The sequence below is a fragment of the Amedibacillus sp. YH-ame6 genome (genome assembly GCF_053848845.1).
This window is the reverse complement of sequence record NZ_JBSPEZ010000004.1, coordinates 77,406-102,091: the sequence shown is the minus strand read 5'-3', so window position 1 is coordinate 102,091 and position 24,686 is coordinate 77,406. Positions and strand designations below refer to the sequence as shown.

General features: G+C 33.3%; 23 protein-coding genes. 4 read left to right on the top strand and 19 right to left on the bottom strand.

Annotated features, from left to right (window positions below; translation table 11 throughout):
- Positions 1-4: 4 nt before the first annotated feature.
- The 13 genes from ACWG0P_RS04975 to ACWG0P_RS04915 all read right to left on the bottom strand — a co-directional run bounded on the left by ACWG0P_RS04975 (position 5) and on the right by ACWG0P_RS04915 (position 11,541).
- On the bottom strand, positions 5-1,057 hold the full coding sequence (locus ACWG0P_RS04975; RefSeq protein WP_455800764.1) for an EpsG family protein: 1,053 nt from the start codon (positions 1,055-1,057) through the stop codon (positions 5-7).
- On the bottom strand, positions 1,054-2,154 hold the full coding sequence (locus ACWG0P_RS04970) for a glycosyltransferase (protein WP_455800763.1): 1,101 nt from the start codon (positions 2,152-2,154) through the stop codon (positions 1,054-1,056). The genes ACWG0P_RS04975 and ACWG0P_RS04970 overlap by 4 nt, the downstream gene beginning before the upstream one ends.
- Complete coding sequence (locus ACWG0P_RS04965) at positions 2,151-2,987, bottom strand: glycosyltransferase (RefSeq protein ID WP_455800762.1); 837 nt, start codon at positions 2,985-2,987, stop codon at positions 2,151-2,153. The genes ACWG0P_RS04970 and ACWG0P_RS04965 overlap by 4 nt, the downstream gene beginning before the upstream one ends.
- A 20-nt stretch (positions 2,988-3,007) precedes the next feature.
- Entirely contained in the window at positions 3,008-4,012 is a 1,005-nt protein-coding gene (locus ACWG0P_RS04960) for an NAD-dependent epimerase/dehydratase family protein (protein WP_455800761.1), read from the bottom strand.
- A gap of 707 nt (positions 4,013-4,719) precedes the next feature.
- The gene (loaP, locus tag ACWG0P_RS04955; RefSeq protein ID WP_455800760.1) at positions 4,720-5,247 is read right to left on the bottom strand and encodes an antiterminator LoaP; all 528 of its coding nucleotides are present in this window, start codon (positions 5,245-5,247) and stop codon (positions 4,720-4,722) included.
- 1 nt (position 5,248) lies between these two features.
- A complete protein-coding gene (locus ACWG0P_RS04950; RefSeq protein WP_455800759.1) occupies positions 5,249-5,953 on the bottom strand; it encodes a tyrosine-protein kinase family protein in 705 nt (234 codons plus the stop codon).
- Positions 5,954-5,955: 2 nt separating this feature from the next.
- Positions 5,956-6,738: a tyrosine-protein phosphatase gene (locus ACWG0P_RS04945; protein ID WP_455800758.1), complete on the bottom strand. Its 783-nt coding sequence runs from the start codon at positions 6,736-6,738 to the stop codon at positions 5,956-5,958.
- A gap of 4 nt (positions 6,739-6,742) precedes the next feature.
- The gene (locus ACWG0P_RS04940; RefSeq protein ID WP_455800757.1) at positions 6,743-7,444 is read right to left on the bottom strand and encodes a YveK family protein; all 702 of its coding nucleotides are present in this window, start codon (positions 7,442-7,444) and stop codon (positions 6,743-6,745) included.
- 19 nt (positions 7,445-7,463) lie between these two features.
- Complete coding sequence (locus ACWG0P_RS04935) at positions 7,464-8,828, bottom strand: exopolysaccharide biosynthesis polyprenyl glycosylphosphotransferase (RefSeq protein ID WP_455800756.1); 1,365 nt, start codon at positions 8,826-8,828, stop codon at positions 7,464-7,466.
- Positions 8,821-9,711, bottom strand: coding sequence for a hypothetical protein (locus tag ACWG0P_RS04930; protein ID WP_455800755.1), 891 nt, complete (start codon positions 9,709-9,711; stop codon positions 8,821-8,823). Before ACWG0P_RS04930 ends, ACWG0P_RS04935 begins: the two co-directional genes overlap by 8 nt.
- A gap of 1 nt (position 9,712) precedes the next feature.
- Positions 9,713-10,378 (bottom strand): class D sortase, encoded by a 666-nt coding sequence (locus ACWG0P_RS04925; RefSeq protein WP_455800754.1) that lies wholly within the window; start codon positions 10,376-10,378, stop codon positions 9,713-9,715.
- Positions 10,375-10,938: an LPXTG cell wall anchor domain-containing protein gene (locus tag ACWG0P_RS04920; protein WP_455800753.1), complete on the bottom strand. Its 564-nt coding sequence runs from the start codon at positions 10,936-10,938 to the stop codon at positions 10,375-10,377. The genes ACWG0P_RS04925 and ACWG0P_RS04920 overlap by 4 nt, the downstream gene beginning before the upstream one ends.
- A 369-nt stretch (positions 10,939-11,307) precedes the next feature.
- Complete coding sequence (locus ACWG0P_RS04915; RefSeq protein ID WP_455800752.1) at positions 11,308-11,541, bottom strand: hypothetical protein; 234 nt, start codon at positions 11,539-11,541, stop codon at positions 11,308-11,310.
- A gap of 281 nt (positions 11,542-11,822) precedes the next feature.
- Between ACWG0P_RS04915 and ACWG0P_RS04910 the strand changes: the two genes are divergently transcribed.
- The gene (locus ACWG0P_RS04910; protein ID WP_455800751.1) at positions 11,823-13,328 is read left to right on the top strand and encodes an FAD-dependent oxidoreductase; all 1,506 of its coding nucleotides are present in this window, start codon (positions 11,823-11,825) and stop codon (positions 13,326-13,328) included.
- A gap of 10 nt (positions 13,329-13,338) precedes the next feature.
- Here the strand turns inward: ACWG0P_RS04910 and ACWG0P_RS04905 are convergent, their stop codons facing one another.
- The 5 genes from ACWG0P_RS04905 to ACWG0P_RS04885 are packed head-to-tail and all read right to left on the bottom strand — an operon-like array spanning position 13,339 to position 18,936.
- Positions 13,339-14,115: an HD domain-containing protein gene (locus ACWG0P_RS04905; RefSeq protein WP_455800750.1), complete on the bottom strand. Its 777-nt coding sequence runs from the start codon at positions 14,113-14,115 to the stop codon at positions 13,339-13,341.
- Complete coding sequence (locus ACWG0P_RS04900) at positions 14,081-15,433, bottom strand: MATE family efflux transporter (protein WP_455800749.1); 1,353 nt, start codon at positions 15,431-15,433, stop codon at positions 14,081-14,083. The genes ACWG0P_RS04905 and ACWG0P_RS04900 overlap by 35 nt, the downstream gene beginning before the upstream one ends.
- The gene (locus ACWG0P_RS04895) at positions 15,430-17,724 is read right to left on the bottom strand and encodes a DUF3656 domain-containing U32 family peptidase (RefSeq protein WP_455800748.1); all 2,295 of its coding nucleotides are present in this window, start codon (positions 17,722-17,724) and stop codon (positions 15,430-15,432) included. Before ACWG0P_RS04895 ends, ACWG0P_RS04900 begins: the two co-directional genes overlap by 4 nt.
- Before the next feature lie 2 nt (positions 17,725-17,726).
- Entirely contained in the window at positions 17,727-18,167 is a 441-nt protein-coding gene (locus ACWG0P_RS04890; protein ID WP_455789730.1) for a threonine/serine exporter family protein, read from the bottom strand.
- 1 nt (position 18,168) lies between these two features.
- On the bottom strand, positions 18,169-18,936 hold the full coding sequence (locus ACWG0P_RS04885; protein WP_455800747.1) for a threonine/serine exporter family protein: 768 nt from the start codon (positions 18,934-18,936) through the stop codon (positions 18,169-18,171).
- A gap of 157 nt (positions 18,937-19,093) precedes the next feature.
- Between ACWG0P_RS04885 and ACWG0P_RS04880 the strand changes: the two genes are divergently transcribed.
- The 3 genes from ACWG0P_RS04880 to ACWG0P_RS04870 all read left to right on the top strand — a co-directional run bounded on the left by ACWG0P_RS04880 (position 19,094) and on the right by ACWG0P_RS04870 (position 21,180).
- Entirely contained in the window at positions 19,094-19,978 is an 885-nt protein-coding gene (locus ACWG0P_RS04880) for a diacylglycerol/lipid kinase family protein (protein ID WP_455800746.1), read from the top strand.
- Positions 19,979-20,079: 101 nt separating this feature from the next.
- A complete protein-coding gene (locus ACWG0P_RS04875; protein WP_455800745.1) occupies positions 20,080-20,679 on the top strand; it encodes a TetR/AcrR family transcriptional regulator in 600 nt (199 codons plus the stop codon).
- 3 nt (positions 20,680-20,682) lie between these two features.
- Positions 20,683-21,180 (top strand): flavodoxin domain-containing protein, encoded by a 498-nt coding sequence (locus ACWG0P_RS04870; RefSeq protein ID WP_455800744.1) that lies wholly within the window; start codon positions 20,683-20,685, stop codon positions 21,178-21,180.
- 257 nt (positions 21,181-21,437) lie between these two features.
- Here ACWG0P_RS04870 and ACWG0P_RS04865 read toward each other — a convergent pair whose 3' ends face one another.
- The gene (locus ACWG0P_RS04865; RefSeq protein ID WP_455800802.1) at positions 21,438-24,512 is read right to left on the bottom strand and encodes an ABC transporter ATP-binding protein/permease; all 3,075 of its coding nucleotides are present in this window, start codon (positions 24,510-24,512) and stop codon (positions 21,438-21,440) included.
- Positions 24,513-24,686: the final 174 nt, after the last annotated feature.

Here is a 24,686-nt window from a genome sequence, read left to right as displayed (position 1 = left end):
TCTCCTATCTAAAAAATATCGTATGATATGGAAGTACGTTATTGCCGTTTTTTACGCCAATAGTATAGGTAATATAGACAAAGTATAATAGTATTATTAATGCACTAACCATAAACTGTATTTTTTTATTTTTGATTTTTGACACCACCAATGGAACAAGGATTATTCCAGGCAATCCAAAAAACCATCTTATGCGATTAATCAATACAATATCTCCGCTAAACGCAGAAATCCACATAGCGATTACCTGTAAGTTAAAATACAACTGATATTTTTTTTCTTTAACATAATAAAATGCAGCAAATATGGTGATTGCTATATTCATAAGTAAAATTATATATCCAGTTTCTCCTTTATCATATATAGATCCAACATATCCACTATATTGTGTTTTAAGTATGATATCATTTATTGAAGTTCCAATTGGCTTACTTAAAAGAAACAAAATAATTGTTGTAGCAGCCATTATCCTTGGTTTTAATTTAATACTTTGTATGAAATATACAAACAAAAAAACAATACAGGATATATGAAACCCTGTAGCTATCAACACACAAGTCGAAAATGGTTTGATTTTTTTTTGCTGCACATATCTAAGAGAGAACAAAAGGATAGCACATCCAACCATTTGACGCATGGCATTCATAAATATAAAATAATAGCTCATACCAATAAGAAGATAGATACTAAACAATGGGTATGGAGAATCTTCAAATATCTGTTCATACACAAAAATCATAAATATAATAGAACATATAATAAAAACCCAAACATAATCACCAAATAGAAAACTGATTATCTCGTTTAAATAATGATATACCGGTTCAAGTTTTTCATTAACACTACCAATTTGAATTCTTTCAAAATATGGAACATATGTAAAAAAATAATCTTGTCCTACACCATATCTTAATCCTGCTATCAATATAAGTGGTAAGGCTGAAATCCATATTGTAATTTTTTTTTGTTTTTTTTCTTTAAGTGGATTATGTTTTACATGTTGACAAAACCAAGCTAGACATAGAGATATTAAACATCCACACCAATAGATAATCATTCGTTATTCTCCAACATTTTAAAGTATCTATCACTCATTTTTTTTGCAGCAATAGTTATATCAAAGTCATCAGTTGTTATTACTGCATTTGTTCGTATCATACCATTTGAAGCAATTTCAACTAATTCAGTTACCCATGCATCTCTGTTACTATCAGAAATAGCAAGAAATGACACTAAATCTGAAATTATCGTATCCTTCGTAATCGCGTCTGAAAATAAACAGGTAAGTCCATTGTACTGAGCTTCGATTCCAGTAAGTGGCAATCCTTCAAAAAGTGATGGCAAAACAAAAACATCCATTGCTTGATAATAATTTTCACAATCTTTGTGTACTCCTGCCAAAATTACATAGTTTTCTAATTGTAAATGATGGATCCTACATATAATTTCATTTTTTAATTCACCTTCCCCTAATAGTAATAATTTCGTATTAGGTAAAACATTTAGAATCTTTTTTAAAAGTTCCAATAAAAACATATGGTTTTTTTCCAAATTAAATCTCCCCACATGTCCAATTACAAAATTATTTGAAACGTTTAATTCACTACGCATTTCTATTCGCTTATTAAGATCAAATTCGAATCTTTTAGAATCAACAGCATTGGGAATAAACTCAAAATCTTCCTTTTTGAATAAATAATTGCCTGCCTCTGTTGAACATGCGAATCTAAAGTTTGCATTTACCTTTGCAAATCTAAATAGCAAATATTTTACATAGCCTTTTGGAGATTTTAAGAATCCTGCTCCATGGCTATGCGAGATTCTATATGGTACTTCTGCCTTTTTCGCAGCACCAAGATAAAAATATGCAAGACTACTCAAATGACCATGAACTATTTTGTACTCTTTATGTTCCTCAAAAAAACATTTTAGATTTTTTTTATACTTCAAGATATTCTTGTCATCAAGTACACTCATATGAAAAACGTTACCTCCAAGAGTTTTAATTTCATCTTCAAAAAAACCTATATTTGTATGATGAACCAAGAAATCGAATTGAATGATGTTTCTATCTATATTTCGATACAAATTCATAATATAATTTTCCATACCACCTGTATTTAAAATTGAAACTACATGTAAAATACGAATCATTTTCTTAAAAACCTCCTATATATATAATCTCTAATTATATTCGGAGCAAGGCACGATATTGTATTTGCTATAGAGCGCGCTAAAAAATCCCGTCTATGCATCCATCTCATTTTATATAATTTTTTATTAAAAGCAAGCAGTGTTCGCAAATATTTATATCCACCTCTTCTTTCATAAAAATTTTCGTTTACCCGCATAGATACCAAGCATTCCTTCATTGTATATCCCTTACAACCATAGGCAAGCAACCGAACAAATAAATCATAATCTTCATGCAAGTATGCATTTTGATAATTTCCCACTTGAATAATTTGACTTTTCTTCATGATAACAGCAGGATGAGCAAAAGGTGTTCTTCTTCTGCTAAAAGCCACTATATCATTGTGCTTTTCTGGAAAGACTCGAGTTGCAATTACATTGTTTGGCATATCTATAAACTCATTTACGTCACAACCGATAATATCTATATTACTCTTCATCATTTCTTCTAATTGTTTTTCACATCTATCACAAGCACTATAGTCATCAGAATCCATTCGAGCTATATGCTCATATTTGCATTTTTCTATACCAATGTTAAGTGCCATGCCTAACCCAACATTTTTTTCTAAGGAAATAATTTGAAACAAATTAGGATGCTTTGATTGGTAGTCAACAATAACGCTCTTTAAACTTTCAGTAATAGGTCCATCTTCTATAATTACAAAATCATTTGGTGGAATCGTTTGCATCATCATACTTTCAATTGCCAATGCAAACCATTTGGGATCGTCTTTTATGTATACTGCCATTAGAACACTATACTTCGGAAATCGTTTTTCAATATCATTCATTTATAATCCCCTCCATGTATTTAAAATAACCCTTTTTTGTTGCAGTCAGTATACCAATCCTTAAGCGTTTCTTCAAAAGTATAGTGAAACTTATAACCACATGTTCCTAATTTCTTGCCACAAATATTTGTCGATATCATGAGTTTTCTTACTCTTTCTGGATGTAATCCAACTTTCTTACCACCAATAGGTCCAAAAACGGTAGCAGCCATTATAAGTATCCATGATGACACTAATGGTATATATCTTTTCATATTTGTAGCTTTTTGCATTTCTGTACAAATTTGTTCTATCGTATAAGATGGTTCAAAAGTACAGTTGAAAACATCAACACTTTTAAAACTGTTATCAATCATTCTATATTTCATGAAGTGAATAAGTTCTTTTACATAAATACAAGCTTTGATAGTGTTTCTTCTTCCTGGATAAAAGAAATATCGCTTTCTTTGTCCCCAATAGAGGCGAGTAAAATTACCATGTTCTCCTTTACCATACACCACACCAGGGCGAACTATTGTAACTTCTCGTTTGGGATCCTTTGCTTGCCAAATTGCATGTATTTTTTCAGCAACTAATTTACTAATACCATAAGGTGAATTAGGAGTTGGCAAACTATCTTCCGTTTTTATTGATTCTGCAGCGCCATATGGAGCAATTGAACTTGTAAATAAAATTTTATTAATACCATGCTTTTCAGCAAAATCAGTGACATTCTCTGCACCCAAAATATTCGTTTCGAAATACTCATGATCGGGATGCCCTGGTGTCCGATGAACTGCTGCTAAATTAAAAATAATATCATTAGCTGTAGGAGTAAAACTAAACTCTATAGGTTTACGTATGTCTAATCTAAGATATTCTACCCCTTCAATTTTTTCAACAATTCCTGGAACTATACCTTCCTCACCAGGCATTACTATATCGAGATTATATATTTTATCTTGATTAGTTATTACTTCTTGTTTCAGCATTTTAATTAAATGTGTTCCAATAAATCCTGACCCACCAAAAATAATGTAGTTCACTTTCATTCTCCTTTTATAATAGTTTTCTAAAGGTATTCCGCCTTTTAAAATTATTTAAAAACCATAATGCTAAATCACCTAGTTAAAAAAAATCAGCGTTAAAACTATTTAAAAATAGTCGTCTTAATTAAAATAAATGGACCTAATCGAGTAGAGACTAATAATTATCATTAATGTTATTTCGTCCCTCTCACACCACCGTACGTACGGGTCTCGTATACGGCGGTTCAGCACTTTACTTGTTTGTAGTAATCTGAAAAGAAGATATAGTTCTGTGATTTAATATAATCATTCGTTAATGTCTTACATTCGTTAATGTCTTACATTCGTTAATGTCTTACTTAAAACAGGACTATAGGCTAATCGCCAATATCCTTTTCTTGTATTCGCATTTCGATATGCTTCATTATCACTCATACCCAACTTGGCAAGGTTCTTATACCATGTCTTTATTTTCTTCCATTGCTTCCATATTCGGCACCTTATCTTACTTTGCATCCATTCATCTATTTGCTTATATGCGATTTGAGGCTTTAGGTCCAATGTTTTTTATTAAGACGTATTTAAATACATAATAACTAAGTATCAACTATTTTAATGAAACTAATCAAAAAGATACACTCCCTCCCTCCCCCACATGAAGTGTTGAACATTGAAGTATATCCTTAAAGTTTTCACAAGGTGCCTCAACAACCATTGCTTCTACTTTATATCTTTTTAACTATTTCTAAAGAAACAGTAACTCTTAAAACGTTATCTAATACCTTTACTTCTAATTCTGCTTTCCTTTGATGTCTATCAATCTTTACAATACTACTCTCATATCCCTTCAAAGGCCCTTCTGTGATAATAACTTTATCATTTTCGACATAACCTTTTGATGTTTCTACAACCTTATCAGAGTTTAATAAATGTTCTAAATACTGTCTTTCTTCTGGTAGTAAAGAAGGCATTTCATCATCGTACTTCAGTTCCTTGATTAGTCCATCCTTTTCACTTCGCAATCGATTGAATAGTTGCGTAAAGGATGCATGGTCAAGGAGTGTTTCCACAAATATGTAAGAGGGAAACATTGCCTTCAGTACAGTGTAAAAGCTTCCCTGTCGTTTATGAACAACTTCTTTTTGGACGATAAATGCATGAATATCTTCCACGAGATTGAGATAATCGCATAATTGCATTTCTCTTCCACCATATACATAAAGTATATACCAGCGTGTTTGCATTTCAGCCATATCAATAATAGTAGTTGTAGTAATTAGCCTGTTCGTTATCTACTTTCGTCAATACTATACCAAGAATGTTTACGCCATTTCGTTTAAATTGGGTGATTGCGTTTTTAGCATCATTCTTTTTCGTATCCATCGCAGAAATAACAAATACCAATCCATCACTAAGTCTTGCTACTGGGATAGCATCTGACACTGCGGTTACTGGTGGACAATCTAAAATGATAAAGTCAAATCTCTTTCTTAGTTTTTCTAATAGGATCTCAAATTTTTCACTTCCCAATAACTCTTGTGGATTTGGAACCTTTGTCCCTGATGTTAACAAATACAATTTTCCATCACTTGCATTTTCTTTAAAACGTTGAAAGTAGGTATTATCATTGATGTTTACATTATCCAAATCGAATAGTAAATCACTCAACCCTTTTGCATTCGATACATCGAAAATTTTATGTTGTCCAGGTTTTCTTAAATCGCAATCTATAATTAAAACACTACTATATTTCGCTATGCTTATCATTGCTAGATTACTTGAAACGGTAGACTTTCCTTCTTTTGGACTTGTAGAAGAAAAACTTATAACTTGTAGCTGCTTATTGTTGAAATAAGAATATTCGATATTGGTACGCAATTGACGAAATACTTCTTTTTGATCAAACTGATCCTTTTTGGTACTCACATCTCTATTTCTCTTAATTTTAGGTAGTTTCATGTTTACACCTCTCTACTATAAATGCGATTCCATAAACTTTTTTTAATCTTCATCGATGCGACAGACTCGTCATGAATAATATGCATCGGATTCTCTATACATAATAAATCTGCGTTAATATTACCATATTTCGAAGATATCTTCTCATACACATCGTGTAGTCTGCAGTTTCGATTTCCGCTTACACAATGTGCATCTGATGCCACAATATGAACAAGCGCACTCTTTAGTAACTTATGTGCATTATATTCATTTTGGCTTCCATGTAAACCTAAGATGGATCCACGATTCACTTGAATTAGACATCCATTATCTATCCATGTACGAATCCTTTTTAAATCTATATGTCTATGAAAATATCGTTCTACATGAGCTATTACTGGGACATAATTTCTAACTTTTATTTCGTATAACATGTCTTCTATGTCCATTCTATTTGAAATATCTTTTCTTACATCAAATTCAACAAGCAAATAACGTGAATTGTTAAGTGGTAGAACTGAATTGGTCTCGATCATTTCCAAATATTCAAAATTCATGAACACTTCACAACCTGCGTAAACTTCAATATCGTAAGTTTTTGCTAAACTAATAAATTCATCTATACGCGATTTTATACGTTCCTTATCGCATGCATTGTGCGTCCCAGGAACAAAGTGAGGTGTTGCAATTATTTTTGATATCCCATCTTGTTTTGCATTCTCAAGTGCTTTCTTTGCATCTTCTTTTGTTTCTAATCCATCATCAATACCCCACGCTAAATGCGTATGTATATCTACTAGCATTAATCTATTCCCTGTAATATGGTATTTCTACAAGTACTGGTATTCCTAAGAATGATTCTGCTTCAAAACTGTTCTTTAAGCGCTTATCAAGAATGAATTTTAAGAATACATATCCACAAGAGAGGGCAATTCCAATAAATGCACCAAACAATAAATTCACTTTCTTGCTTGGTGAAACTGCTGTCGTATTGATTTTTGCAGAATCTATAATTGTTAAGTTTTCAATGTTAAGTTTATCCTTCATCTCAGTAAAGAATATATCGACCGTTGTTTCCGCAATTTGTTTTGATTTTGTAGGATCATCAGTTTTTGCTATAACATTTATAATCTGTGTGTCCGGTTCATTTGAAACCGAAACCGCTGCTTTTACCTCATCAACGCTTGGTAAATCTAATTTCTCCGCAACTTTGCTTAAAACATTTTCACCCTTAATCATAAGCACATAATTATTTACTAGTATTGTATTAGAATTCACAGAGCTAGCATCAACCGTTCCCTGTTCTGTAACTTTGGGTGTTAAATAAATGGTTTCCGTACTAGCATATTTTTTTTCGATGAAAAACACGGTGATTAAAAGTGAAATAGCTGCGCAGATCGTTGTTGATATAACAATAAGCGTTACATGCTTTTTCAATAAAAGAAAGAATTGGCTTAAGTCAATTTCTATTTCATCTGACTTTCTTTCTGTATTTATATTCTCGTTCATATATTTTCCTCCAGAGGGCTCAAAACGCACCGTCTTTTACAAGTACACTTTTCATAGTTTTGATGAGAATCGTAGTATCTAACCATAGGCTCCAATTACGATTATAATAATCATCCATAACACAACGATCTCGAAATCCAACATCGTTTCTTCCATGGCTTTGCCACATACCAGTGATTCCTGGTTTGGACATGATAATACTGTCATAGTACTCACACATATCCTCTTTTTCACGAGGCAAATATGGACGAGGTCCAACAATGCTCATTTCCCCTTTTAATACATTGATAAACTGTGGAAATTCATCCAGACTTCTTTTTCGTAACAAATACCCTGCTTTTGTAATTCTTGGGTCTTCCTTCAATTTTTTATTCTTTGTATACTCTTCTTTAATTAAAGGATCTTGTTCCATCAAATCCTTTAATATATCTTCAGCATGTGGCACCATTGTTCGAAATTTATACATCACAAACATTTTGCCATCTTTACCTATGCGTTCTTGTTTGAAATATACTGGCTCATAATCACCATTCTTACGATTTACATGACGAACATATAACGTTAGTGGTAATAAGAACATAAATCCACATAAGCCCATGCAAATGTCTATAAAACGCTTAACAACATTTTTAGTGATGCTTTTCTTTTCGTTTGTCTTTGAAATCACTAATAAACCGTCCAAATCCTGTATTGCTGTATCAAATGTTATTAAATCTTTGATTCTAGGAACAAATTTTATTTTTTTCACATAATGATTAGCGATACCTACAATTTTGTCTAAATGTTCTTGAGGAAGATTTGGCTCCGCTAAGATAAGTTCTGTTATCTTATCCTTCTTTATTCTATCAACAAGATCTGTCAAAGGATAAATACGATCTTTTAATGTATCGATTTCTTTAAACAAATTCATCGTATTTCTTGCATTAGGATTGATGATACAAGTAACATTCATCATGGCAAATCGATTTGTTTTACATATAGTAGCTAATGTTTTTGCTTCTTTTCCAACACCAACAATCATAACTCTTTCTGCAACTTGTTTATTCAATATGATACGGATATAACGAGATATCAAAATATCAAAAACAAACATAAAACAAGTGATCATTAAGTTTTTAATAATTAGTTGATATGACAAACTCATCAATGGTAGTAAAATCAATGATGTCGTATAAAAGCTAACATGTGATATGATTAGCAAACGAATTTCATCCCAAATAAGAAGGGATTTTAATCGATAATGTCCAAATAGCGTCTGACAAATAAAATATAATACTAAAAATCGAAATGTATAATCAGAAGAGTAACTAAACCCCAAACATAATAAAACAAGAAAACCATATTCTATAAGTAAAAGAAATACTCCCATTATTTTTTTACTCACTTATTGTCCCCTCTCTTTCTAAAAAATGTGAACGATAGATTCGCATATCTTTGTGCTTATTCGATTTATGAATAGACTTTATATATGCAACCTGAAATCCAAAAGCAATAAGGAATACCCCTATAATCATACATGAAACTAACAATGACCTTGAATATTGAACTACTAAATTATACATATATTCAGGATTAATTGAAATTTTCTCAAAAATTTTCATAGAATATAAAGTAGCAGGAGCAATGGATATCAATAAACCAGCACTGATAAGGGCAACTGCAAAATACTTCTTTCTACGATGATTCCTTGTTTGTAATCGATAAATAAAGAAACATGATATGACACTCACAAAAAGTAAAATTGGTATTACTATCATATATACTTTATTAAACAAATTCATCATATTTCCCATGATTCCCAAATAAGGAAATTGCGTTAGATACACATATTTGTTTATGCAGTTTTCCGTAAACCTATCTAAAGACAACTGTGTATTTGCATCTATTTTAATATTGTTGTTCTGTGCATATGTTTCTATAGTGGTTTGCAACTTTTGTTTAAATTGTGATGTATCAATCACAGCTTGTTCTTGATCTAATACACTTTGTTCATATGTAATCATTTTTTCTCTAACATCTTCTTCCTGAACAAACTTGTCGAAAACGTCAATTTCAAATCCAGCTCCTCGAGCTTGTTGCTTTATATAGCGCGTTAATTGTGTAGCTGTATTATTATAATAATCAACTGTTTCCATTGTTTTAAAGAAAAACGTTGGACTCATCACAGTGAATCGTATACAACTTAGCAACATAATTAAGAATAAGAAGAAAGCTAGAGAAAATGTGAATATATATGTAATAATAAGTCTCCAAGTATTCTTGCTCATATTATACCCCCTCTACTACAGGACCACTGATTTTATCAGCGTATACAAACAATCTCTGTTCTTTGAATCCTATACCATCCAGAGGATAACACGTATACATAATGAGCTGTTCTTTTTCCTTCTGTGATAAATCATACATATTACTGTCATTAAAATTACCAATTTTTGTTTCCGTTATTTTATATTGGAAAACTCCATATGACGTAGATATTTGTACAACATCACCTTTTACTAATTCATCAAATTGACGAAAAAAAGGTATTGTATGCCCAGCAATTAATATTGTTCTGTTACATCCTGCTAAATAGCTTCCAGAAAACTGACCAGCTGCAACTTCAAGTATTTCTTCACTATCACCATAGTACAAATCAATATCCAAATTGATTTTAGCGATGGATAATTTAGCATACAAATCTCCATAACTAGGCTTTTTAATATTTTTATACGCAACAACACCTGATGATGACCCAGGCTCCCCATTATATAAATCTAGTGTTTTTTTATTAAAGTTTGGCGTTACTTCACTGCTGATTAAAGAGTATATAGACATCACTGGTCTTAATAACGGATAAGAAAATGTAAACATCAATCCATACCCTATTATAAGAAAAGACAATGGCGCTATAATAAGTGTCATTATCTTTTTCGTTCTATGGCGAATTTTCATTTTTTAGATAACAAGCCCTTCTTCAGTGCCACTATTCCAGCTCCAGCTAACAATATGGCAAATGCCCCTGATAAAGCCAGTATCGATGTGTAATCATCCCCAGTGTTCTTTATTGCTTTCTCCGCAGTGAAGATAACTTGACCATTTTTATCGATTACTGTAATGATTTTTGATGGATAATCAACAGAAATCCTAACGCCCATTACACTCGCAGCAGTTTGTGCAATATCGATAATTTGATCTTGATATTTTTTATTGATTGTAGCTAAGTTTGTAACATTATTGTCTATGATAATTTTTTTCGCAGATTCTATTTGCGTTATGATTGTGCTTTTCTGATTTTCATTCATTGATACATCATCCCGCATAAAATAACTCTCCGCTTGTGATATGTAAGTAGAGTCTATTGTCACAATCTTCCCATTAACGTTTATTCCGCTTTTCAAAATGTCTAAAACTGCTTGTTCATTTTCATCGACTCCCGCAGTTGCGTTAATCGGTGAAAGTGCACATGTTGCGCATACCAAAATGCTCATAATCAAATTGGTTATTTTTTTCATACTTTCTCCTCTTTTCCATCACATTTTTCATAACTATATTTACAAAAGCACGTATTCTCCCTTACAAGTTATAAATTGTATATCAAAATGAATGATGCCATTCGTGATACAATTGTGATAGTATGTAAAATTAATTGCACAATTTCACATAGTAATTTTACTATACCTATGCACAATAAGCAAGAAAATTTATGTATCCTAGGGAAAACATTCGTATTACACACGCTTTATACAGCGTCGATAATGGTGTTATTATCTCATGTCTATCTCACTAAAATAGAATTGGATCATCATACAGTATAGCTGTTTTTGGAAATCTTTAAAGTTTAGTAAAATGTTCTAGATTTATAAAATGTTTTTTGTTAAACTTTATGAGTTTAACCATTCTATAATTTTATTTTTTGCTTGTGTAATGGATGTAATACCTTCAGCTTCTCCTAAAATATACTCACACACATCTTTCCAATCTTCTAAAGAATAAAGCGCTTCATCCATATTTAAAATATAGGTTTGATACGTGCATAAAACAGCTTTATTTTTAATATCAGAAATATAATGTACTCCACAATGATTTGCCAACTGATCTAATAATTGATATTTCATACGTACCTCCATACATAAAATTATAGCTATTTAGACATTTTGGTTTTTTTGCAATTTGTCTTTTTTTATTTCTTTTTGCTTTTGTAAATGTATAAAACTGGTTTTTTGTCTACGTATCAAAACGTATACTTTTTTAAATTCACATATGAATTATAACACATTCCATCATGAAGTATATTTTTTTTTACATTTTTTTCCTTCATACAAAGAACTCCATAAATACTGAATGATTTTACATAATTCTAGGATAATGGGAAGAATAATGGTACGAGGTGATGAACATGAATTCCTATTGGATACAGAATGGAACTAGCAAAGCATATCCTTCTCTACAAAAGGATATAAATGTAAATATAGTGATTATTGGTGCGGGTTTAACTGGCTTAAGCACTGCCTACTATTTATCGAAAAGGGAAAAGGATATGATTGTAGTAGAAGCAGATACGATTTGTTATGGCGCAAGTGGTAGAAATACCGGGAAACTAACAGCACAACATGGTCCTTTATATAAAGATTTAATGAACAATTATGATTTAATGATTGCGAAACAGTACTACCATGCAAATGTAGAAGCTATACGTTCAATGGAAAGCATTATTAAGGAACATGATATTTCTTGTGGATTTAAACGAAGTGATACGATGTTATACACAAGAGATAGCACTATGGTGAGTGAACTTCAAGAGGAATATCAAGCCTACTTGGATATTGGTATCGATTGTAAATATGTTGAAAATGTTGGAGATTCCTACAAGATAGAAGCGGGATTAATAATGCATAACCAAGCAAAATTTGACCCCTATCAATATGGTTTAGGACTTAGTGATATTTTGGATGAACGCAATATTCCCATTTATGAGCATTCTCCTGTAAAAACGATGGTAGAGCGTGGAGATCATTCATACGAGCTTCACATTAATGATTATCACGTACACGCCCATTATGTCATCTTTGCTTCACAATTTCCTTTTATTGATCACGCTCATTTCTATTTTACAAAAATGTATTGTGAACAAGAATCTATTGCTTATATGGAAAACTTCTATAATCAACCAGAGATTATGATGGTCAATATAGAAAAACCATTACACACCTACAACATCTATAAAGATAAAATTATTGTTGGTGGTAACTCTTATAAAAGTGGACAAGCACCTGAAATTACACATACAAAGTTTATGCGTGATATTCGAACGTTATTTCCAAAGGAAAAAGTAGAATATGTTTGGTCTAGTCAGGATTATATTACATTTGATCATATTCCTTTTATTGGTAAACTAGATAAGAAGGATGATCATGTGTTATTTGCGAGTGGCTTTAACAAATGGGGCAATAGCACAAGTAATATTGCAGGTAAATTATTAAGTGCCTATGTATTAAAACTACATTCTCCTTATCATATGTTATATTCTCCACAACGTTTATCTTCCCTATTTACCATTCCTTTCGTAAAGGAAAATCTCAATGTAGCCTATGAATTTATCAAAAGTAAGTTTAAGTATGAAGATGATGAATACCCGATGTTAGCGGAAGGTAAAGTCATGCAGATTGATGGACACTCTTATGGAGTATATCGTGATGAACACGATGAACTCTTCATCGTTGATATTACTTGTCCTCACCTTGGATGTGTCTGCTCTTTTAATTCTGTAGATAAAACATGGGATTGCCCATGTCATGGTTCTAGATTCTCATTTAAAGGAGATATCATCAAAGGGCCAGCTACACATCGTTTGAACAAATATGGAGAGGGCTTAAATGAAATTAACCCCCATATACTAAAATAAAGGGTTGTGCTCACAACCCTTTTGTCTTGTCTTCTATATACGTTTCTATCTTTTCTTGAATACTTTGAAACTGTTGTTTCGTTGTTGAAGTTTCAAAGGTATACATTGTTCGTAATGTTTGATAATTTCCAAATTGTTTCACAAGATGTATACTCTTCACAAAGTGTATATCAAACAACAATGCTAGATGAGAAATGTACATATCCAAAGGTGTTTTGCGCTTTTTTGCTAAAACACTTTTTTCTTTCATTATATCTTCATATACTTCTTTACTTATCGTTTCCTTTTTTAGTTGTTGTGGACTACATTGAAACAATAGTTCACAACTCTCCTCACAATCTACTCGAAAGATATCGATTTTATCCGCATCTCTAATGAGATTAACATACAGGAGTTCCTCCTGTGTTAGGTTGTCTTCGACAACGAAGCGATTATGATTTCTTATAGCTGTATAGATAATTTCATCGTATCTATCTTCTTCTATAAATGCACGAAGAAATTGATGTTCTTGTAAGATGCATATACCTAACAAAGCATGGTCCTCGCTTTGCGAATCTAAAAACGTTTGATACCTTCGTATTTGTTCAAATCGTCCTATATCATGAAGCCACCCAATCAGTTCCGCAAGATCTTGTTGTGCCTTGGTAAACTGTAAAGACTTAGCGATTTGCCTACATAATTGGGCTACTTTCTCAGTATGGATTACTTTTAATAAAATCTTTTCATCTTCTAAAGAATAGTCTTTCACATATTCAAGAAATGCTTGTTTCGCTGTCTCTATATTCATCAAAACTTCCTACCTTTTTAAATAAGTAAATACCCAAGCATAATGCCAATGCTTCCGCAAACGGAGTGGTCAACCATATACCTGCTAAATCTACCGTTGGAATAAGAATCACAAACCCTAATAGAATAAATAAGAATCCTTTACATAATGCAATCACAGTCGCTACATTTCCTCTTTCTATCGATTGGAAATAATACATCATAATCGTAATCGCAGATAAACATACTAGGCATAAAAAATATAATCGTATGCCTTCTGCACCCAATGCTATTAAACGCGTATTTCCACTCGCAAAGATAGCCGCAAATTCTTCTGCAAACAAGAAGAAAATACCATAGGTAATCACAGAAAATATTGCGCTACATACTAAGGATAATCGTAGTACTTGTTTTACACGCGAGAAATATCTTGCGCCATAATTTACAGACATAATTGGTTGTGCTGCTTGCGCAAACCCGTTTAATAACCCTCTACAAACATATGCAATATTCGTTATAATTGCAAATGCCGCAAGGAACAACTCATCCGCAAAGTATAAAATGATCATATTAAACACGATAACGATACATGCCGCACTGATTTCCATAACGCCACTACCAAATCCGTTTCGAAACATTCTCTTCAATAAATCTATATCCAAGAAATTCTTCGTAAACTGTACGGTATTTTTCTTTTTCATGAAATGAGGAAGTACTCCAACGATAACTAAAGCCGCTCCAATACAAGTCGCAACGGCAGCTCCCATCAAGCCCATATCCCATTCAATAACAAATACATAATCCAATACAATATTGGTGATATTTCCAAATAAGGTTGCTTTCATAGCGGTAGAAGGCGCATGATCAGCACGCATCAACACACTACATGAGTACATAGGAATAAAAATGATACTAGAGGCAAGGATAGGCACCATATATTCACGTGCATAAGGCAACAATTCTTTTGAACTTCCAAATGCCATTGCTATTTGATCGCTAAACACTACACCTAAAATAGAGGCAAGTGCACCAATCGCTAACATACATACGACACTTAATGTAAATGCTTTATTACGTTTATCAAATTGCTTATTTCCTTCTGCAATGGACATCACCGTAGCTGCACCTACTCCAAAGCATACCCCAACTGCCGCAAACAAAGAATACAGTGGCATCGCGATATTTAAGGCAGCTAACCCCACACTTCCTGTGCCTTTTGATATAAAGAATACATCTGCCAAACAATACATAGAACTAGATAACATGGCAATTAAGGTAGGTACTAAGTAATGCATATATAACTTACGAACAGGAGCTTGTAACATCATACCATCTTTCATAAAGAACACTCCTTCTGTAGTAAGTTTAAAATGTCTTCACATTCTTGTTTTGTTTCATTGGTAAAAACGCATAAGAATGAAGAGATTCCCTGTTGTTTTGCGTTTTGACAATCTTGCATATAATTTCTTGGAGTTTCTTGTAATATATGCATGCGACAGTCTTCATCGCACATAATTGGATAGGTTTGTTTCTTTAAGTCAGATAATTGATAGTTTGCTTTACGACAAAGTCCACAGTTCTTTTTATCACTATCTTTTTCAACTGCGTTGATACAACAATACTCACTTATCATAAGTTCAATACGTCCATAAATTGGATAGATAAAGTTTCCTTTTTCTTGATAGTTGTCTTCATATTGTTGCACTATCTGTATGCACTCTTCTAAACTTAATTCCAAAGAGAAACATACCCCGAACGCATGACGTTCAAATAAGAAACGTGCATACGCATGATTGGCTACATTTAAAGATGTATCACAAATACAATCGTGTTGTTGATACAGTCCTCCACTCTCCTGAATCATACACAAAGATGTCTTAGGATATTCTTTTTTCATGACTCTGGAAGTTCTAGGATAAACTCCTTTTTCATCTCTTAGTTTTTGATACAAAGTATCTCCATCTACAAAAATCATAGGCATGTTTGCTTCTTTACAAGCAAGGTATTGTTCCATCGTGTGCACAACCACAAGAACTTCTGGTAGCTTTTCTTGTTTGTTTAGATTCGTAGGTTGACCCGTTGTACCTACTTGACGATTTGGATTACAAACTTTTCTCTGTTCTTCTAACTGTGACAAAGCATCTCTACGCATTTGATTGATTTCTTTGATTGGAAGGATACAAGTATGATCCATATGAAATTCTATTTGTAGAAAATCAAAGGGTGTATCTTTGCTCTTTCTAAGTTGTGCATCTAAACGTTCTTCATCCAATGGTGTATGATTCGCTTTTACACATGGTATCGTGCTTTCTACAATGACTTGATTTCCAAGTTCATCCATCACTTCTAATTGAGCAAACTGTTCACAGAACGCCTTAAAGCTTCCATATACAGGTACTCTTCGTTTTCCACCTTCATATGTTTCTTGTAATTGTTTTAATTGCTTTACATCACTTGTTTTTACTACGACACTTCCCTTTTCCACAAAGAACGTCTTATCAATTTCAATAATATCCTTACCATCTCCATGATTTACCAACAACCCATTCTTATAGATACGATTGATACGAAACCCTTCATCATTCTTTAAAGATAATATACGAATTCCATCTCCTTGATACAATGGTTTACTTAACTGTATGCTTACTTTATCTTTACGGAAATCAATTACTTTTCCAATTTCAATCCCCATATGATTTGGTCGATTGAAATTCATTAAATCACTTCCCATTTTATGAAATAAATGACCTGCACTAAATCCACGATGAAAAATCTTTTGCATATCTTCTTCGATCGTCGCATCCACATGAAAAACCTTTCCTTCATAATATGCATCGATGGCTTTACGATAGGTAGAAACCATAAGGGCTACATATTCTGGACGTTTCATTCTTCCCTCAATTTTAAAAGAGGCAATACCCGCTTCAATTAGTGCTGGTACTTGTTTGATAGAGTTCAAATCTTTCGGACTTAACAAATACTTTCCATTCGCTTTTACACTATGCACTCCAGTATCATCAATTCTCTCTAAATCATATTGCATACGACAACTCTGTGCACATTCTCCACGGTTCCCGCTTCTTTGTTGTGTCATGGCACTCATTAAACATTGTCCGGAATACGAAATACATAAAGCCCCTTGTACAAAGACCTCTAAATCCATTCCTAACTTACTATATTGTTGAATTTCTTCAATGCTAGTTTCTCTTGGAACGACGACTCTAGCTGCACCTAGTTCTTGTAGTAAGTGAATTCCTTGTGGATTATGTATATGCATCTGCGTAGAGGCATGCAGTTCAAAATCAGGAAAGTGTGCTCGTATCAATTGAAACAATCCCAAATCTTGGATAATCAACGCGTCTACATCCGCATCTTGCAGTTGTTTTATATATGTTAAACAAGCTTCTATTTCCTCTTCCTTAATCATTGTATTTACAGTCACAAAAACACGTACGCCATAAACATGGGCATACGCAACTGCTCGTTTCATCTCTTCTTCATCAAAGTTGTTGGCGAATGCACGTGCCCCAAACATCACACCACCTAAATACAGTGCATCACAACCATTTTGTACGGCTGCTTGTAAGGCTTCAAAAGAACCTGCTGGTGCTAATAATTCTACACGTTTCATACTTATACTCCCCTTCTAAAATTCCGCGGTTTACAAATCGTTTTCATAACTGTTGAAACCAACAAAATCCCTAATACCAATATACCCGCTATCGCAATCGTATCAATCCCTGTTGTTAAGGCTTGCATAGCATTTCCTTGAATAGCTTGTAACATGGTACGATACATTCCTCCTCCAGGTACTAAAGGAATCAAAGCCGCAACTAAAAATGTAGTTACTGGAGTCTTACAAACACGCGCAAATATTTCAGAATATAAAGACAGGGCAATTGAACCCCAAAACATCGACATCATTTCAGACATTTGCATATCCAAACATACATGATAAACAATACCACCGATGGCTCCGCCAATTCCCGCAAGGATTAATTTTTTTCCTTTTATATTGAATAGGATTCCAAATCCTAAAGTTGCTAAAAATGAACCAATTATAATTTGTATCATCTTACATACCTCCACTTATGCCAATGGACATACTCAAAACAAAACCAATTCCAGCCGCAATCGCAACTGCCGCAATCACTGCCTCTACGCCTCTAGACACACCAGAAAGATAATCTCCCGCCACAGTATCTCGTATCGCGTTGGTAATTGCTAAACCTGGCACCAACAACATGATACTAGATATAATCATAATATCCACAGGTGCTTCTTTGAATAAAGCGTGAAAGATTAACGCAAAGAAAGCCCCAATCCCTGCAGAAACAGCATTGGTAAAAAAGTTATTAAATGCATGATGTTCCATAAACCAACTCATGGATTTGATTGCCATACCAATCACAAAGGAACATACTGCCACAATGATATTTCCTCCAAAAAACAACGCAAATCCAAACGCACTCAATGCGCCAAAAAATAACGTTGGTAAAAAAGAATAACGTTTCTCATCCGCAATCGCATGCAAGCTTGTTTGAAGTTCTTCGATTGTAAAGGATGATGTTGCGGCTTGTCTTGATAATTCATTTATTTTGTCAATGCAGTTTAAATCTACTCCATTGTTGCGTACACGAAGAATTTTAGTATGGGTAGTTTTATTTACAGTGATGGATAACATAATACCCGTTGGGGTCACAAAACTTTCTGCATCTTCCACCTCTGGAAAACTAGTACAAAGTCGTACCATGGTTTCTTCTACTCGATATATTTCTGCCCCATTTTGGATCAACAGTTTCCCAGCATAACTGCACATCTCTAAGAGTTGATTTGTATTCATATTCTTCGCCTCGCTTACGCTATCAAGTATATCGAAAAATAGCTAAAAAAGAAAACAATTTCTGCATTATTTTCATTATTTTGAAGACAAATCGTACAACCATGGAAATTCTTACCTTTTTACACTATAATAGGTAGTAGAAAGCTGGGGTGAGCTTATGAATCGTAAGGTTATGATCATTATGAATCCAAAGGCGGGTAAAGGAAATGCAAAGTCTTCTTTGTTCACGATTTGTGACAAGTTCAATGCGATGCAAGATCATGTGGAAGTCTTTGTGACGCAGTATGAGCACCACGCTACCAAACTTGCCAAAATGCATGGAGAACAATTTGATATTTTAGTTTGTATGGGTGGAGATGGTACATGGAATGAAGTCATTAGTGGATTATTAAGTATAAAGAAACGACCTGAAGTATGTTATTTACCAAGTGGAACTGTGAATGATTTTGCGTCTACTTTAAAACTTTCAAAGAGTGCAAGTAAAATGATGGAACACATTGAAGAATACAATCCGTTTCCTTGTGATATGGGCAAATTTAATAAACAGTACTTTACGTATATTGTTGCATTTGGTATCTTTACAGAAGTGTCTTATAACACTCCCCAAAACATCAAAAACACCTTTGGCAAGGTTGCCTATTTTCTAGAAGGCTTTAAACAACTTACAAGAATTCCAAATTATCATATCAAGGTAGAAGTAAACAACGAAATCATTGAAGATGATTTCATATTTGGAAGTATTACCAATTCCAAATATATCGCTGGCTTTTCTTATGTAAGTGCTAAGGATACAGAATTGGATGATGGTCTATTTGAAGTCATGCTCATTCGTAGTCCTAACAATCCCATGGATGTTCAAGCCATCGTCGCTGCTTTACTAAAACGGGAGATTAATGAAAAATGGATGTATTTCTGTAAATGTAAAAGTCTACGTATATTATCAAAGCAACCAATTCCTTGGACATTGGATGGTGAAGATGGTGGAGAAACCACCGAATGCACCATCACCAATCTCCATAAAGCAATCACGATTCTCATCTAACCAGAAAAATACTTTCTGGTTTTTATTTACTTTCTTCTCTTAATAGGATATACTCTACTTATAAATTAAACAGTGTTTAATTTATAAGTAGAGGTACACATATGCGCATAAAAGATGAACAACAAATAGAGAAGAAAAAAGAAGAAATTCTATCACACGCCAAAAACATCCTTCTTGAAGAAGGATTCGATCAATTGTCAATTCGTAAGATTGCGGCTCGAATGAAACAAACCCCTGGCATTTTATATCATTACTTTGAAAACAAAGAAATGATTTTAACACGCATTGTTGAAGATGGGTATCAACTCATTCTACAAAGCATCCAAAAAAATAGAAATGTTAAGGATTTACAAGAGCGACTCCTAGCAACACTTACTTCTTATATGGAGTGCATGTGTGAGCAGAAAGAACTATTCTTATTATTGATGAGTAGTAAAGACCCCAACATTAGAATGCGCGTAGATGTACTCAAAGAAGATGCAATCGAACGTCAAAGTATTCGTTTTTTATGTAGTGAACTTGAAACAGGCGTAAAGAATGGCGTCTTTGAAATTGAAGATTGTTATCGCAAAACACAGTGGGTATGGTGTGCCACCTATGGAGTCATCTCTCGCATCATTCAAGAACAAATAACAGACGAGCAAAAGAATCTCCTAATAAAGGAGCATGTGACTTCTATTTTGAAATCACTAGAAAGGTAACTCATGAAAACATTAATTATATACGCAAGCAAACATGGCGCAACAAAAGAAATTGTACATTTATTAGCAAATAATTCCTGTGATATTAAGGATATTATTGATAAAGATATCGACTTGTCATCTTACGATAACGTTGTACTTGGTTCTGGCACCTATGCCGGAATTCTTGATAAACATATGAAGGAATTCATACGAGTACAAGAAGAAACTCTATTACAAAAGGAGCTTTACTTATTTATATCAGGACTGAGTGGAGATTCTTCTTCTATGGATAAAGTATGTGCAGAGAATATTCCTGCAAACATCCTAAGCCATATCACCTACAAAGATCATTTGGGCGGAAGACTTAATATGCCTGATATGAATCTATTTGAAAAAACACTGATTAAAATGATCAACAAAAAAGGTCATTTCTATACCCCAGAACAAGCAAAAAATAACATTGATTTATTAAATTACGAACGTATAAAATTATTTAAGGATAAACTTTCGAAGGTCTAATTGAAATTTCATGAATAGAACTATACGCTACGTATCTCCATGTTAGGAATGGTAATGTCTCTCCTTTGATATTTGAATACTTTCCATCATAAAATGAAAAAATCGTAAGATCTGTATAACATCCTTACGATTTTTTTTAATTTATAATTAAGCTTATCTAATGATTTTCTGCCAACACTCAAATGAAGTGGTAAACGTCTTAGCGAATTTCGTTAAAAAGTAAGTACTACTATAGAAGAGGAATATTGTCCACCTTTTCACTCCGTTCGCAAAGCTGTTACTGGATCTTCATGCGATGCTTTCTTTGAAGGTATTAACCCTCCAAGCAGAGTCAAAACAACACTCAATAAAATCAAAACGATTGCCCCTACAATAGGTAACGATGCATTCACTAAGGTATTCCCAGCAATTTCATGTATCACCATATTTCCAGGTATCAACAAGAGTAGTGTTACTACGATTCCTAGGACACCCGCCAATAACCCAATGATAAAAGTTTCTGCATTAAATACTTGCGATATATTCTTTTTACTGGCACCCATTGCTCGTAATATACCAATTTCTTTTTTTCGTTCCAAGACACTTATATATGTGATGACACCAATCATGATGGAAGAAACAACTAATGAAATCGCCACAAATGCAATAAGCACATAACTAATTACATCGATAATATCTGTAACAGATGACATCAATGTTCCTACATAATCTGTATATGAAATTACCTTATCTTCATCCATTTTTTTCATGTCTTCATTGTATTTATCCAACACATCAAGAACCTTTTGTTTACTAACAAAATCCTTTGGATAAATGCTAATCCCATTTGGTTTATCAACATTTGAATATCCTAATTTTTTTAAGTTTCCATCAAAGGTAGACGCTTCCTTCATCATCAAAGACATCATCAATTCGGATAACTCTTTTTCATTCATATTCATTTTAATTGCTTTGGAAAACATCGTTCCATCCACCTGAATTGCATCTTGTATCTGCGTTAACATTACCCCCATCTGCTTCTCCATTTGACTTGCGAGTTGCGTTTTTAAGTTTGTTGCAATTGTAGTAGAGAATTCATTGACCAGCGATTGCATTTGCTTTTCAAGATTTACTTGGAATTGTTCGCTTAAGCCACTTTCCTTTAGAAATGCTATCATCTCTGTTTGGATTAACGTTTGTGCTTCTTCGCTTTGAAAATACGAAGCAAAATACTCGGTTAATTTTGTGGGATCCTGTAAATCATTCTCTGTAAGATATCTTTGAAAATCGGCTTGTATCGATCGAACCATCTTTTCAATTTGTTCCTGTGACATCGTAAGATTGAGATTCTCAAAAATTGCATTTACATCAATTGCAGGAAGTTTATCAAAATCAATGCTTAAATCTGTAAAATCAAAACTATTCACATCCAATTTGATTTTGCTTTGGTCAAACGAAAAAGCGCTTTTTAACATCGTTTCATCAACACTAAATAAGGAAGTCATATCCATAGAACGATCATCTGACGTATTAAACTCTTTTCCCGTAAAGACATCTATTGATGGCTGCTCTAATTGCTTTGCTACGATTGTACTATCTTGTGCTTGCTTCATAACATGTGTAGTTAAATCGGCAGGATAAGCAATCCCAGCCTTCAACATTGTTGCACTTGCTTCATCACTTGGCTGTACAATTCCAACAATTTTTATTTCCTCTCCATTTTGTATCAATGTACTCATATGATTTTTATCATTCATCTTATCGATGTACACTTGATAGCTTTCATCGTATTGATAATACTCTGTAGCATTGACTAGCTTAAATGTAGTTCCTACTATGTCTTTGTAACTATATGATTGGTTCATTTTAGGTAGCTTAACCGCTTCTTCTTTTGAGAACTGTTGTATCATCTGATCTAACTCTGTATAACTACGCAAACCTAATGTGTACAACATCAAATCATTCATATTCCCATTTTTTGTAAGTACAAGCACACATTCGTTGTAGTTCTTTGGCCACTCCCCTGCTTTTATATCATATTGACTCTCATATAAACTTGGATTACTAGGCATTTGATAAAACACATCCGTACTCATCATCATAGACATCATACTATTGGATTCCGAGGAGGATCCAAAACCAAGACTAGAAAAAGATTTATCTGGATGCACTTGTCGAATATCTTTTGTATTGTTTTGATAAATTTGCGGAGCTATTGCATAGGAGTATTCAATTGAATTTATATTCTGCTTCATGTCTGTTTTCTTTTGATCCAAATATTCCTTCAAAGAAACCAAATCATTAGAACCTATTTTAGAAAACATGTTTGTAATCATCTGTGAAACATGTACCTCTCCATCTTTTGAAGTGTCGTTTGATTTTGGTAAAGTATCGCTCATCATCGAAGTGATATCAAATCCCGTACTTTGTATTTGTAGTGGATATTGTGATAGCGTATCTTCTTCGATCGTTTTGATATATTGGCTCACTCCATTGGAAAGAGATAGAATTAATGCAATTCCAATAATTCCAATCGATCCAGCAAATGATGTTAATATCGTACGTGCTTTTTTTGTACGAAGATTATTAAAGCTTAAAACAAGCGACGTAAGAAAAGACATAGAGGATTTCCCCATATTTTCATGTCTTGGTTGATCTACATCATCTTCGCTAAGCTGATAAGGATTTGTATCACTACGAATAGTTCCATCCTTTAACTTTACGATTCGGGTAGCATATTCTTCAGCTAAATCTGGATTATGCGTGACCATAACCACAAGGCGGTCTTTCGCAACTTCTTCCAACAACTTCATGACTTGTATACTGGTATCGCTGTCCAAAGCCCCTGTGGGTTCATCCGCAAGTACAATATCCGGATCATTGACCAAAGCGCGCGCAATCGCAACACGTTGCATTTGTCCACCTGACATTTGGTTTGGTTTTTTATGCCCTTGTTCTCCTAACCCTACTTGATCAAGAGCTTCCTTTGCTCGCTTTCTGCGTTCGCTTTTTGAAATACCAGAGATGGTCAATGCAAGTTCCACATTCGCTAATACACTTTGATGTGGAATCAAATTATAGCTTTGAAACACAAAACCTATTGTATGATTACGATAAGAATCCCAATCATGGTCTTTATATTTTTTTGTACTAATCCCATTGATAATTAAATCTCCTTCATCATAACGATCAAGGCCTCCAATGATATTTAAAAGTGTTGTTTTTCCAGATCCACTAGGACCCAAAATTGCAACAAACTCATTATCTCTTAAATTTAAACTTACTCCAGCAAGTGCTGTTTGCACAAGACTTCCAGTTGTATATTCTTTTTTAATTTCTTTGATTTGTAGCATTGTGTTCATCCCCTTCATCCATTTAGGTATTTGCGTAGAATTTATTTTTTTATTATATCAAATATTTTCCAATTTTACACCTTATGTGATTTTTATCGTCCTGCTAATCAAAGAAAATATCGATTTTATGCTTGTGTAGTTTGGACTAAAGATGTAGAGGATTATTTTGTGTTA

Coding starts and splice junctions, on each gene's coding strand:
- ACWG0P_RS04975 (WP_455800764.1), bottom strand. CDS start 1,057: ATGATTATCTATTGGTGTGGATGTTTAATATCTCTATGTCTAGCTTGG.
- ACWG0P_RS04970 (WP_455800763.1), bottom strand. CDS start 2,154: ATGATTCGTATTTTACATGTAGTTTCAATTTTAAATACAGGTGGTATG.
- ACWG0P_RS04965 (WP_455800762.1), bottom strand. CDS start 2,987: ATGAATGATATTGAAAAACGATTTCCGAAGTATAGTGTTCTAATGGCA.
- loaP (WP_455800760.1), bottom strand. CDS start 5,247: ATGGCTGAAATGCAAACACGCTGGTATATACTTTATGTATATGGTGGA.
- ACWG0P_RS04950 (WP_455800759.1), bottom strand. CDS start 5,953: ATGAAACTACCTAAAATTAAGAGAAATAGAGATGTGAGTACCAAAAAG.
- ACWG0P_RS04945 (WP_455800758.1), bottom strand. CDS start 6,738: ATGCTAGTAGATATACATACGCATTTAGCGTGGGGTATTGATGATGGA.
- ACWG0P_RS04940 (WP_455800757.1), bottom strand. CDS start 7,444: ATGAACGAGAATATAAATACAGAAAGAAAGTCAGATGAAATAGAAATT.
- ACWG0P_RS04930 (WP_455800755.1), bottom strand. CDS start 9,711: ATGAGCAAGAATACTTGGAGACTTATTATTACATATATATTCACATTT.
- ACWG0P_RS04925 (WP_455800754.1), bottom strand. CDS start 10,378: ATGAAAATTCGCCATAGAACGAAAAAGATAATGACACTTATTATAGCG.
- ACWG0P_RS04920 (WP_455800753.1), bottom strand. CDS start 10,938: ATGAAAAAAATAACCAATTTGATTATGAGCATTTTGGTATGCGCAACA.
- ACWG0P_RS04915 (WP_455800752.1), bottom strand. CDS start 11,541: ATGAAATATCAATTATTAGATCAGTTGGCAAATCATTGTGGAGTACAT.
- ACWG0P_RS04910 (WP_455800751.1), top strand. CDS start 11,823: ATGAATTCCTATTGGATACAGAATGGAACTAGCAAAGCATATCCTTCT.
- ACWG0P_RS04905 (WP_455800750.1), bottom strand. CDS start 14,115: ATGAATATAGAGACAGCGAAACAAGCATTTCTTGAATATGTGAAAGAC.
- ACWG0P_RS04900 (WP_455800749.1), bottom strand. CDS start 15,433: ATGAAAGATGGTATGATGTTACAAGCTCCTGTTCGTAAGTTATATATG.
- ACWG0P_RS04895 (WP_455800748.1), bottom strand. CDS start 17,724: ATGAAACGTGTAGAATTATTAGCACCAGCAGGTTCTTTTGAAGCCTTA.
- ACWG0P_RS04890 (WP_455789730.1), bottom strand. CDS start 18,167: ATGATACAAATTATAATTGGTTCATTTTTAGCAACTTTAGGATTTGGA.
- ACWG0P_RS04885 (WP_455800747.1), bottom strand. CDS start 18,936: ATGAATACAAATCAACTCTTAGAGATGTGCAGTTATGCTGGGAAACTG.
- ACWG0P_RS04880 (WP_455800746.1), top strand. CDS start 19,094: ATGAATCGTAAGGTTATGATCATTATGAATCCAAAGGCGGGTAAAGGA.
- ACWG0P_RS04875 (WP_455800745.1), top strand. CDS start 20,080: ATGCGCATAAAAGATGAACAACAAATAGAGAAGAAAAAAGAAGAAATT.
- ACWG0P_RS04870 (WP_455800744.1), top strand. CDS start 20,683: ATGAAAACATTAATTATATACGCAAGCAAACATGGCGCAACAAAAGAA.
- ACWG0P_RS04865 (WP_455800802.1), bottom strand. CDS start 24,512: ATGCTACAAATCAAAGAAATTAAAAAAGAATATACAACTGGAAGTCTT.